This window comes from Bradyrhizobium ferriligni, assembly GCF_056837965.1.
Genome location: NZ_JBXEJO010000096.1, coordinates 19174 through 30096, shown reverse-complemented (window position 1 = coordinate 30096; position 10923 = coordinate 19174). Strand labels below are relative to the sequence as shown.

Annotated in this window: 9 protein-coding genes and 1 tRNA gene; 3 read left to right on the top strand and 7 right to left on the bottom strand. The window is 64.4% G+C overall.

The features are described 5' to 3' along the window. Positions 1 to 257: 257 nt before the first annotated feature. Together AC1VNY_RS38095 and AC1VNY_RS38090 are read right to left on the bottom strand one after the other, a co-directional pair. Positions 258 to 1502, bottom strand: a complete 1245-nt coding sequence (locus tag AC1VNY_RS38095; protein ID WP_482409015.1) for a metal-dependent hydrolase family protein — start codon at positions 1500 to 1502, stop codon at positions 258 to 260. Between the two features lie 22 nt (positions 1503 to 1524). Next, positions 1525 to 2880, bottom strand: coding sequence for an MFS transporter (locus AC1VNY_RS38090; RefSeq protein ID WP_482409014.1), 1356 nt, complete (start codon positions 2878 to 2880; stop codon positions 1525 to 1527). Positions 2881 to 2999: 119 nt separating this feature from the next. Here AC1VNY_RS38090 and AC1VNY_RS38085 point away from each other — a divergent pair, with 119 nt between their 5' ends. Together AC1VNY_RS38085 and AC1VNY_RS38080 are read left to right on the top strand one after the other, a co-directional pair. Continuing rightward, entirely contained in the window at positions 3000 to 3926 is a 927-nt protein-coding gene (locus tag AC1VNY_RS38085) for a LysR family transcriptional regulator (RefSeq protein WP_482409013.1), read from the top strand. A 165-nt stretch (positions 3927 to 4091) separates the two neighbouring features. Then, positions 4092 to 4958, top strand: coding sequence for a sterol desaturase family protein (locus tag AC1VNY_RS38080; protein WP_482409012.1), 867 nt, complete (start codon positions 4092 to 4094; stop codon positions 4956 to 4958). A gap of 159 nt (positions 4959 to 5117) precedes the next feature. Here the strand turns inward: AC1VNY_RS38080 and AC1VNY_RS38075 are convergent, their stop codons facing one another. Both AC1VNY_RS38075 and AC1VNY_RS38070 read right to left on the bottom strand, forming a co-directional pair. Beyond that, the gene (locus AC1VNY_RS38075; protein ID WP_482409011.1) at positions 5118 to 6353 is read right to left on the bottom strand and encodes a glycosyltransferase family 87 protein; all 1236 of its coding nucleotides are present in this window, start codon (positions 6351 to 6353) and stop codon (positions 5118 to 5120) included. A gap of 1209 nt (positions 6354 to 7562) precedes the next feature. Further along, a tRNA-Tyr gene (locus AC1VNY_RS38070) sits at positions 7563 to 7648 on the bottom strand. A gap of 309 nt (positions 7649 to 7957) precedes the next feature. Between AC1VNY_RS38070 and rlmB the strand changes: the two genes are divergently transcribed. After that, on the top strand, positions 7958 to 8782 hold the full coding sequence (rlmB, locus tag AC1VNY_RS38065) for a 23S rRNA (guanosine(2251)-2'-O)-methyltransferase RlmB (RefSeq protein WP_482409010.1): 825 nt from the start codon (positions 7958 to 7960) through the stop codon (positions 8780 to 8782). A 59-nt stretch (positions 8783 to 8841) separates the two neighbouring features. On the opposite strand, the gene AC1VNY_RS38060 is transcribed toward rlmB, so the two are convergent. The 3 genes from AC1VNY_RS38060 to AC1VNY_RS38050 all read right to left on the bottom strand — a co-directional run bounded on the left by AC1VNY_RS38060 (position 8842) and on the right by AC1VNY_RS38050 (position 10788). Beyond that, entirely contained in the window at positions 8842 to 9255 is a 414-nt protein-coding gene (locus AC1VNY_RS38060; protein ID WP_482409009.1) for a hypothetical protein, read from the bottom strand. 95 nt (positions 9256 to 9350) lie between these two features. Then, positions 9351 to 9824, bottom strand: coding sequence for a hypothetical protein (locus tag AC1VNY_RS38055; protein ID WP_018272262.1), 474 nt, complete (start codon positions 9822 to 9824; stop codon positions 9351 to 9353). Positions 9825 to 10038: 214 nt separating this feature from the next. After that, positions 10039 to 10788 carry a sulfite exporter TauE/SafE family protein gene (locus AC1VNY_RS38050; RefSeq protein WP_482409008.1) on the bottom strand — a complete coding sequence of 250 codons (750 nt, stop codon included), beginning with the start codon at positions 10786 to 10788 and terminating at the stop codon, positions 10039 to 10041. Positions 10789 to 10923 lie beyond the last annotated feature (135 nt).

Sequence of the window (10923 nt, the reverse complement as noted above, 5' to 3'; positions counted from 1 at the left end):
GGCTGATGTTGAACCGTCGGCACAGCTCGCGCCGGTTGGCGCCTTCCTGCAGAGCCAGCCGCACGAACTCGTGGCGCTGATCCATTACTGACACCTCACTCCACGGCATGGCGGCCTCCCGAATCGGACCAATCCAGCCAAGGTTGATGTGTCAGCTATGTCTCCGAACACCCGTCAGTGATCTGTCCGGGCTAAACATCGAGCCGGGCGATGACAGCGGTAGACGAGGATATAGTCTCACGCTCGGAACCAGACATCTACCCGCCCAGCCTGTCCACTTCGGCCTTGCCGGCCTTCATCACCAGCGGGATGTGCTCACCCTGACCGAGCAGGCAACCCACGTCGCGCAGCGGGTTGCCCTCGACCACCAAGAGATCGGCGAACGCCTCCGGCGCGATGCGGCCAAGCTTGCCTTCCATGCCGAGCACCTCGGCGCCGATGATGGTCGCGCTTTCGATCACCGCCTGGGGGCCGAGCAGCTCGGCGCGGATCCGGAACTCGTCGCTCTGCAGCCGCTGCGACGGCCCGAGCAGGTCGGTGCCGAATCCCATTTTGACCCCGGCCTCGCGGTAGATCGCGAGCGAGCGCAGCCCGGCGTCGCGCACGTCGGCGATCTTGGCGACGCTCGCCGCCGGCAGGCCGTATTTCGCGCCCTCATTGGCCAGCGCCTCATAGGTGACCAGCGTCGGCACCACATAGGCGCCCTGCTCGGCCATCAGGCGCGCGGTCGGAAGGTCGATCAGATTGCCGTGCTCGATGGTGCGCACGCCGCAGCGTATTGCCCGCTCGATCGCCTCGGCCGTGTAGGCGTGCGCCAGCACATAGGTGTGCCGCGCCCTCGCCTCGGCGACGATGGCGCGGATCTCGTCCTCGGAATAGCCGTAAGCGCCGATCGGATCGGTCGGCGACGCGACACCGCCGGACGCCATGATCTTGATCTGGTCGGCGCCCATCTGCAACTCCTCGCGCACCGCCTTGCGCACCGCATCGACGCCGTCGACGACGCGTGCGATCGCGCCGACCCGCACGCAGCAGGAGCAGGTCGGATCGGCCAGATAGTCCGAGCGGGCCCGCCCGTCGCCGTGACCGCCGGTCTGGCTCAGCGCGCGGCCGGAAACGAACAGCCGCGGACCGTCGGTGAGACCGGTGTCGATCGCCTGCTTCAGCGCGTAGCCGGCACCGCCGGCATCGCGAACGGTGGTGAAGCCGCGCTTCAGCATGCCACGCAGCAGCATGGTCGAGCGCAGCGTCACCAGCACGTTGGCCATCCGCGCCTGCTGCGACAGGTCGAGCTCGACCGCAACCGCATGCACATGCAGGTCGATCAGGCCGGGCATCAGGGTCTTGCCCTTGAGGTCGACGACGCGATCGGCGGAAGCCTCGATCGGCCGATCGGACACCTCCTTGATCAGGCGATCCTCGACCAGCACGTGGTGGCCTTCGAGCAGATCGGGCCGCAGCGGATCGAGCAGCGCGGCATTCTTGAAGAGGATAGTGGACATGATCGTCTCCCGGCCTGCGTGATCACGCAGCCTTGCTTGCAATGTCTTCCAGCGACCGGCCGCGCGTCGGCACGCCCATCAGCACGACGGTCAGCGCGCCGATCAAAAGCACCGACGTGGTGACGCCGAACACGCCGGCAAAGCCGAAATTCGGATAGAGGTAGCCGACCAGGATCGGCGCTACGATGGCGCCGATGCGGCCGATCGCGGACGCGAGCCCGGCCCCCGTGGTCCGGATCGATGTCGGAAACACTTCGGCCGTGTAGGCATAGACGCCGGCATAGGTACCGTTCATGAAGAACGACAGCAGCAGGCCGGCCGTCATGATCTCCGCATCGCTCTTGGCAAAGGCGAGCCCGAGCGCGCTGACGCCGCCGAGCAGCATATAGGTCGCAATCGTCGCCTGCCGTCCGATCCGCTCATTGAAAAAGGCGGCGGTGAAATAGCCCGGCACCTGCGCGCAGTACATCGCGAGCGAATAGCCAAAACTCTTGGTGATGCTCATCCCGTTCTGCACCAGGAGGCCGGGAATCCAGACGAAGAAGGAATAGTAGCTGAAGGTGATCGACAGCCACATGATCCAGGTCATGGTGGTGATGCGCGCCTGCCGGCCGGCGAGCAGCGCGGCAAAATTGCTCAACAGCGTTCCCGACGAGGCGACCGGGGCGGCCGGCTCGGCGACGGGCGACGGCAGCGCGCGGCCCTCGCGCGCGAAGCCGGCCTCGATCCTGTCGAGCACCGCTTCGGCTTCCTTCGCCCTGCCCCGGCTTTCCAGCCAGCGCGGCGATTCCGGCAGCGATCTGCGCCACCACAGCAGCATCACGACCGGGATGGCGGTGATGACGAGCACGATGCGCCAGCCGTTCTCGTAGGCGGGCACGATGAAATAGCCGAGCAGGGCGGCGGCGACGAAGCCGAACGAGAAGAAGCCCGCCAGCGCGCCGGTGAAGGCGCCGCGGTAACGCCGCGCCACGAACTCCGCGAGGTACGGCGCGATGATCGCGCTCTCCGCGCCGGTGCCCATGCCGGCGACGACGCGCGCGGCAAAGAATGCCGGCCAGCTATCCACCGCCGCGCTGACCAGCGAGGCCGCGCTGTAGAGCGCGAGCGCCGACATCATCACCGCGCGACGGCCGATCAGGTCGCCCAGCGTCCCCGCGAGCAGCGCGCCGAACAGATAGCCGACGAAAGTACTGCTGCCGAGCACGCCGGTCTCGACATTGGTCAGCCCCCAGGCGGTGCGCAGCACCGGCAGGATGAACGCCAGCACCGCGGCATCCATCGCGTCGAACAGATAGCCGAGGCCGCCCATCAGCAGCAGGTGCACATGGAACCGCGCGAACGGCAGGCGCTCGATGCGCGCCGAGATCATCGACATGAAAGTCCCCCCTCGCCCCGCGGTCGGCACGCGCCACGGGGTCAGCCGGGGAATGATAGACAAACCAATATTATCCGAATAATTTATAATTGTTATCTAGCACATCACCATTGTGAATATTGCTCGTGTCCTTCCGCACGCTCGACCTCAACCTGCTGAAAGTCTTCGAGGCGCTGATGACCGAGGGCAGCGTCACGCGCGCCGCCAGCGCGCTGACCATGACACAGCCCGCGGTCAGCAACGCGCTCGCGCGGCTGCGCGACGCGCTCGGCGATCCCCTGTTCGTGCGCACCGCGAGCGGGATCCGCCCGACGCAGCGCGCCGTGGCGCTGTGGCAGCCGATCGGCGATGCCCTGGAACATGTCCGCCACGCGCTCGACGAGGACGCCTTCGATCCGCGACAGACCCAGGCCGAATTCATCCTGTCGATGTCGGATTACGTGTCCTCGCTGGTGATGCCGCGGCTGCTCAACCGCTTCAGTGAAGTGGCGCCGTCCGCGCGCATCCACACCGTGCCCAACACCATCCTGGAGATCGGCGACCGGCTCGAGGACAACCGGGTCGATTGCGTGCTCAGCGTCTACGTCAACGAGGCGCAGCAGCCGCCGGCGGTGATCCGCTCACGCTCGCTGTGGACCGTCGAATATGCCTGCATGATGCGGCGCGACCATCCGCTGGCGAGGCGGAAGCGGCTCAACACCCGGAGCTTCCTTGCCGCCAAGCACGTCGATGTCAGCCTCGCCGGCAAGACGCTGCCGACCTACGACCAGTTTCTCGCCTCGCGCGGGCTTTCGCGCAATCTGGTCGCAACCGTCAACCACTACAACGCCGCCTACGAGATCGTGCGCCAGTCCGACCTGATCGCCGTGCTGCCGCGCGATCTCAGCGCCCAATCCCGCCACGCACCCCATCTGCACGCCATGCCGGTGCCGCTGCCGGCGCCGCCGCGCATCGTCAGCCTGTTCTGGCACCAGCGCAACGACACCGTTCCCGCGCAACGCTGGCTGCGCGAGACGCTGGTGGAGATGTTCGCAAGGATGGAGTGAGGGGGTGGGATTGGCGCATGCGGATTAACCCGGCTCCCGGACACCCGTGATCCCCGTAGCGGCACGGGGATGCTGATTAACGCTCCCACAACTCGGGTTTCGTTTCCGATTGACGCCATCGGGGACCGAGGTGGTAGGCTGTCGCCATTTCACGTGGCCATTTGAATGCGCGCGTTATTGGAACAATACCAGCTTTTGCTGGCACCCTTGATCTTCGTGCCGTTCGAGCAACTCTTTGCAGCGAGGCAGCAGAAGATCTTCAGGCGTGGTCTGTTGACCGATATGGCCTTCCTGTTTCTCAACGGCTGGCTGGTGTTCGTCGGCGTGAGCGCGATCATCGCAGTGGCGACGCTCGTCAATCAATCGATCCTGCCCTCGGCAGTCAAGCAGGCGGTCAGCGACCTCCCGTATTGGGCTCAGGCGCCGATCGCGATCGTGATCGGGGACCTCGGCATCTACTGGACCCACCGCATCCTGCATGTCGTGCCCGCCATGTGGCGCATCCATGCCGTTCATCACGCCGTCGAAGATCTGGACTGGCTCGCCGCGATCCACCAGCACCCGCTTGACGTGACCTTCATGAAGGTTGGTTCGCTGTTTCCGCTGTTCGCGCTCGGTTTCTCCGCCGAGGCGATCGGGACCTATCTTGCAATCTACTACTGGCAGTCCTGGCTCGCGCACGCCAACGTGCGCCTGGGCTACGGCCCGCTACGCCATGTCCTGGTGTCGCCGGAATTTCATCACTGGCACCACAGCAGCCAGCGGGAAGCCAGGGACAAGAACTACGCCGGGCTGTTCTCGTTCTACGATGTGCTGTTCGGCAGCCTCTATCTTCCAAAAGGGCAGAAGCCGACGGCATTCGGCGTCGATCATCCGATGCCCACGAGCTACCTGACGCTTTTGGCCTATCCGTTCGTCGCCTGGGCCTCGATGCTCAAGCGCGACGATCCGTCGGGCACCAGGCACCCGGTTGGGACGGAGCCTGTGCCCGGCGCGGCAACACCGCCGGCGCACCAGGACGGCTTATCCTGATGATCTTCGCAGACTGCTCGCGATCAGGACACTCAAGCGCGATGAGATCGGGTTGAATCCTCATCGCGCCTTAGCTCTTTGCTTGAGCATGATCTCCGCACAAACGCGTCCCCCGTTTGTCGCGAGAGAAAACCGCTTCGCACTTTTCCGGATCCTGCCTTAGCCTCCGACGGTCGCAGATTTTCGCAACTCCTCGCCTGGAACTTTCTCGCCGGCCTCTTGCCGGTATCTCATCCAGATCAGCGCGATCACGGTTGCGCACATCATGGGGCCGAGAGGCGTGCGCACGAACGGGAAAGCGTATCCCAATACGAAGATGACGCTGACCGCGATCCGGAAGGCGCTTCGACCTGAACGCGACGCGAGGCGGCCCGCGGTGGCGTTCATGAGAAAGAGCAGCGCGACCACCAGGATCGGCATATCGTAGATCGCGAAGTAAGGAGAAATCAGCGGCGTTGCCGCCAGCAGGCTTGCGGCCTTTACGGCGAAGCTGACATGGCCGCGCCACAGGATCAGCACCCCGATCGCAACCACCGATGCGATGGCGATGTGGACCGTCATCGCCAAACCGTAGCCAAGGCCGGCGTCTCGCAAGAGACCATAGATACTCTGAAGTTTGTACCATGGCAGCGCGCCACTGAGGTGAAATTGCGTCGTGGCGAAGGTGGCGGCCGCGCGGAATCCATCGAAGGTATCCCACCCGAAGATCAGTCCGGCGAGCAGCAGCAGGACCGGAATCACCAGGGCGGCGGTGATGACGACGCGCCAACGCCCGGTAGCGATCAACACGAAGGGCAGCAGAACGCCATATTGAGGTTTGAAGATAAGCAGCGCGATCAGGACCCCGCTGAGAAGCGGACGCCTGTCCAATGTCAGCAGGATGCCGCCGAGCAGCGATGCCGCGAGCAGCGCGCTTTGGCCGGAAATGAAGTCATAGAATACAGGTGGAGCAACGAGTGCCAGCAGCAGCGCGCCGAAGCGTGGCCGGATGGCATAAGCGACAAGCAGCCAGCAAGACAGCTTTGCCGCGCTCCAGACCCAGAACGCAACCGGAAACGGCAGCAGCGCCAGCGGCGCCAGAACCAGGAAAAACACCGGCGGATAAAAGAACGGAACCGGCACCTGATCGTAAGGATACGGAGCGTGATTGAGGGATTGCACCCGGAGAACAAGTTGCTGATGCAGTTGCTCCCAATCGTAGGCCGCCGCCGCATGGCCTTCGAGCGCCATCGCGCCCGCACCCCAGAAACATGAAAAATCGATTCCGGCCTGGCCGCCACCACCGAAAAATGCCGGTATCGAAACCAGGATCGAGACGCCAAGCAAGATGACGCAGGCAACCATCAGCGCCGGGTCATCTCCTGCAGAAACGTCCCAGTGCAAAATTTTCTTCATGTCGTCTGAAACGGCTCAATCATGAAATGGCGCAATCTATCATTGCCGTCTCGGGCCGAGCAATGGAACGCCGGCGGCGGCTGGAGCTGTTTGCGCGGATAGGGTGAAGACGCAGGCGCCCGAGGGTAAGACCGAGGTTTTCATCTGGGACGATCTGATGCCGGGCTTCGGCGTCCGCCTGCGGGCAAGCGGTGCCAGCTCTTATGTTGCACAGTGACAGATCGGCACCCGGCAGGGCCGGGAAACCATCGGCCGGAGCCGCCCGCGAGAAAGCCCGGAATATCCTTGGCCTTGCCCAAACCGGCAAGAACCCAAAGGCCGCCCGGCTTGAGATGAGATTGCGATCGGCTGCCATTCGGCGCACTACCGCTACTCGAAAAGAAGTATCGCGGCTTCCCGTATTATCCTGGTGCTTTTAGCTCTCGATCCGGCCCATCTAGGAGGCGTTGGAAGCGCGCTCTGCGCCACGCCTCAACCCGGCGTAGTCGGCGCAGCATGGATGGCTGCACACCAATTCTGACAAGCTCGTACTATCGCTACTGGGAGGTCGCTGGTTTGAGAACTGGTTCTTTGGCTCTAGACTCTTCAGCCTTGTCGTAGTGCTCCAAGGCGAGAAGGTGCAGATGCACTGCCCTGTGAAAATCCGGTTCGACAAGGGCCATCCGAGATGCAATCTCGGCTTGTCGCAGATGATACTCAGCCGATGGCAATGTCGTCTTCTCCCCCTAAGCTTTAGAGGGTTATCTCGGTGCGGCCTTGATCACGGGCTCGCCGTCGCAGTTGGCTTCGCCCCCACGCCGCTTTGATCTCAAACACGGCAACGATAGCGGACCACAGAGCCAAACCCGCCACGCCCAACATGAACAATGTCGCTTCGGTCATTGGACAATCCCGTCATGTGCCCTCGCCTCAGCACAGTAACGCGGTCCCTGATCTCCGGGGCTGGCGGATGAACCATCAGGGACCGCGCGCCGCGCTGACTTCTCCATAAGCCGTGAACATCGGGAAACGTTCCGGCCAGACCCGGAGCATCACGAACGCCGCCTCGTCCCCGGCTACCGGGCTCCCCTGTGCGATCGTCCGGATCACGCCGAAGAGCGATGGCCGCTCAGCGGCTCCCTGACGGGCCCCGACATGCTCCCAATCCTTCCACCATTCGAGGCGATCAGGATGACGTGGAAGGCAAGCGATGTAAGTGATTGATTTGATTGGTGGGGGAGGCAGGACTCGAACCTGCGAAGCCATGAGGCGGCTGATTTACAGTCAGCTCCCTTTGCCACTCGGGACACTCCCCCGTCCAACAGCATCAGACCGGCCGCGCGAGTGGCGGCGGACCGGGTCATCGAAATGACGCTGATAACCGGCCGACCCGAAGCGGGTGCGCGGTCGGGCGCGTTTATGGGGGAAGGCGGTCCCCAAAGTCAACCAAGCCAGCGGTCTATTTGGGATACTTTTGCAGGCTCGGGCGAACTCTGTTCCAAAGTCGTGAGTCTTGCGGCTAGATTCTTGTTTTGTCGCGTTTTCTTCGAGCGAACCGGACCCCGCTTCGCTCGAAAACGCTGTGTAAAATTGCCAATATTCGGGAGCCGTGACACAAGCCTCACATGAGCGATCGCGACCGCAAACCCAATTTCCGAGGCAAGGGCGGTAAACCCTTCCAAAAAGGGCCGAAATTCGGCCGCCCGCCGGCCTGGCGGGACCGCGAATCCGGTTCCGACGGGCCGGTGATTCTGTATGGCTGGCACACGGTGTCGGCCGCGCTTGCCAACCCCGACCGCCATATCCGCAAGCTTTACCTCACCGAGAACGCGGCCAAGCGCCTCGCCGACGAAAACATCGCGACCCGCGTCGCCCCCGAGATCGTCCGGCCCAGCGAGATCGACCGGCGCCTCACCCCCGATGCGGTGCATCAGGGCCTCCTGGCGGAGGCCGATCCCCTGCCCTCGCCCGGCATCGACACGCTGCCGCTGGAGGGCATCGTGCTGGTGCTCGACCAGATCACCGATCCGCACAATGTCGGCGCCATCCTGCGCTCGGCCGCGGCGTTCGCGGTGAAGGCGATCGTCACCACCGCCCGTCACAGCCCGGAGGCGACCGGCGTGCTGGCGAAGTCCGCCTCCGGCGCGCTTGAGCTCGTGCCTGTTGTCACCGTGCAGAACCTGGCGCGCGCGCTGAACGAGCTGAACGAGCGCGGCTTCCAGACCGTCGGCCTCGACAGCGAGGGCACCGAGGATCTCGGCAAGGCCGCGCTGCAAGCGCCGCTCGCGCTGGTGCTCGGCGCCGAAGGCAAGGGCTTGCGGCAATTGACGCGCGAGACCTGCCGCCTCGTCGCCCGCCTCGACATGCCCGGCGAGATCAAGAGCCTCAACGTGTCGAACGCCTGTGTGCTCGCGCTCTATATCGGCGCCAGCCGGCTCGGGCTGATGTGAACGACAAACGCCCGCTCGCGTGACGCGAACGGGCGCTGATGTCTTCGATCGATCGCCGGTCAGTAGTAGCGGCGCAGCACCGGATGGCCGTAGCGGCCGTAGCGATAGCCGTAGTGCGAACGATAGCCGTAGTGGTGGCGGTAACCGTAGTGACGGTAGCCATAGCGGCGATAGCCGTAATACGGGCGGCCGTAGCCTTCGCGGTAGTACGGACGCGGCGCCCAGTTGCCCGGACCGGTGTAGGTCGGTCCCTGGTTGACGTAATAATACTGCTGCGCCGCGCTGGGATAAGCGGCATCCGGGTCGGGCAGACGTTCGACGGCGCCGTAGCCGTAGCCGTAGCCACCGCAACCACCGCAGCCGTAATTCACGATGGGCGCGGAATAGCCGCAAGGGTTGAAACCGCACGCCATTGCGGGCGCGGTCAGCATGACGGCCACCGCCGCAATCAGTCCTTTGATCATTTGACGCATTACTCTCTCCTGTAGGTCTCTCTGTTCGTCGCGTAGCTCTTGATGGCTATTCAGGACCCCCGTTTCGCGGGGCTCTTGATTTCGGGCAGTCGATTTCAGAATCCTCGGGGTCGCGGTGGCCGCGGGAACGGGCGCGGCAGCGGCCGCGGCCCGTTGAACTCCGGCGCGTAGATCACCGGCGGCGGATCGACCGGCACGTTGGACTGTGCCGGCAGCGGAGCCGATTCCGCACCCCACGATTGATGATAGCTCTCGGCCGGCTTGGGCAGGCGGCGGTTGGCCGGCGGCTCGATCTCGAGGCGTCCGTAACCCGGCATGCGGCCGAGGCTCGGATAATAGTGGCCGACATTCGGCTGGGGATCGATCGGGCGGCCGCCATAGACGGTCGGCACCATCGACTCGTTGCGCGCGAGCCCCATCGCGCTTTCGACCACCGCGTAGGACGCGTCGACGCCGTTAATGATGATCGGTACGCCGGGCCGCACCGGCACGACAATGTCGAAGCCGCCGCCGGCCAGCGCCGTCGAGGTCATCGCAGCCAATATCGCCAGCGCAAGACTTGCGCGCATGTTCACCCAGCGTCCCGAATTGTTTCCCGCAACCTAATCCAACGGCTTGGCGGAAGGGTTAAGGACGCCGGCCAAACTGCCGGTAAGCCTAACGCGTAAGCATCGGCATCCGGTCAATGCGGCCGTGCGGAATCAGAAATCGTTAACGGGCGGCCGGGAGCATGATCCGGAGTGCGAAGCGGTTTTCATGCTCAAACGAGGAGGCGCCTACCCGTCAGGTGAAGGCGTTCTCGACGATCGAGTGGACGCCGATCGCGATCGTGACCGCGCCGACCGCCATTTGCAGGCCGCGATTGGCCCAGGTCAGCCAGCGCGCCGACGCTGCGAGCGGCACCGCGATCACGCTGGACAGCACGCCCATGCCGATCATCGAGCCGATGCCGAACAGCGCGACATAGCCGAGCCCGATCACTGGACTTGGGGCCTGCGACACCGTCAGCACCAACAGCGCCGCCGAGCCGGCCATGCCGTGCATCAGGCCGACCAGGAGCGTGCGCCAGCGGAAGCCGTGCGCATGGCTGTGCGCGGCGCGGACGTGCGGCACGGTGGACGCAAGCGCAACGGTGGGCGCAGGCGCCACGGTGGACGTAACCGCCACGGCTTCACCGGCATGGCTGTGGGCGTGGAAGTGCGTGGTGCCGTCGCCATGCGAATGGGTGTGGAAGTGCACGCGGTCGCGCCACAGCCGCCACCACACATGCGCGCCGAGGCCGACCAGCATGATGCCGACCGCGGTCTCGATCGGCTGTGCGACCGTTTCCGGGATCGCGCGCCCGAGCAGGATCGCGGCGCCGGCAAAGATGAACAAAGTGAGCGTGTGGCCAAGCCCCCAGGTCAGCCCGTGCTTGACGATGTCACCGACATGGGTGCGGCGGGCCGCGATGCTCGATACCGCGGCGATATGATCCGGCTCCAGCGCATGCTGCATGCCGAGCAGAAAGCCAAGACTCAAGATTCCGAACATCAATCCCCCGCGTCGGCACCGACATCAGTTCGCTCACCGCTGTACACGCAATTCTCGTCCAAGGCAGCATGCTCCGGAACGCATCCTGCGCACGGGCCTGCGGAACTTCACACTGGTTTGAACGCAGGGCAAGGC

What these genes read in the sequence shown, in the direction of transcription:
- AC1VNY_RS38095 (WP_482409015.1), bottom strand. Translation starts at nt 1,502, where the DNA reads ATGTCCACTATCCTCTTCAAGAATGCCGCGCTGCTCGATCCGCTGCGG.
- AC1VNY_RS38090 (WP_482409014.1), bottom strand. Translation starts at nt 2,880, where the DNA reads ATGTCGATGATCTCGGCGCGCATCGAGCGCCTGCCGTTCGCGCGGTTC.
- AC1VNY_RS38080 (WP_482409012.1), top strand. Translation starts at nt 4,092, where the DNA reads ATGCGCGCGTTATTGGAACAATACCAGCTTTTGCTGGCACCCTTGATC.
- AC1VNY_RS38075 (WP_482409011.1), bottom strand. Translation starts at nt 6,353, where the DNA reads ATGAAGAAAATTTTGCACTGGGACGTTTCTGCAGGAGATGACCCGGCG.
- rlmB (WP_482409010.1), top strand. Translation starts at nt 7,958, where the DNA reads ATGAGCGATCGCGACCGCAAACCCAATTTCCGAGGCAAGGGCGGTAAA.
- AC1VNY_RS38060 (WP_482409009.1), bottom strand. Translation starts at nt 9,255, where the DNA reads ATGCGTCAAATGATCAAAGGACTGATTGCGGCGGTGGCCGTCATGCTG.
- AC1VNY_RS38055 (WP_018272262.1), bottom strand. Translation starts at nt 9,824, where the DNA reads ATGCGCGCAAGTCTTGCGCTGGCGATATTGGCTGCGATGACCTCGACG.
- AC1VNY_RS38050 (WP_482409008.1), bottom strand. Translation starts at nt 10,788, where the DNA reads ATGTTCGGAATCTTGAGTCTTGGCTTTCTGCTCGGCATGCAGCATGCG.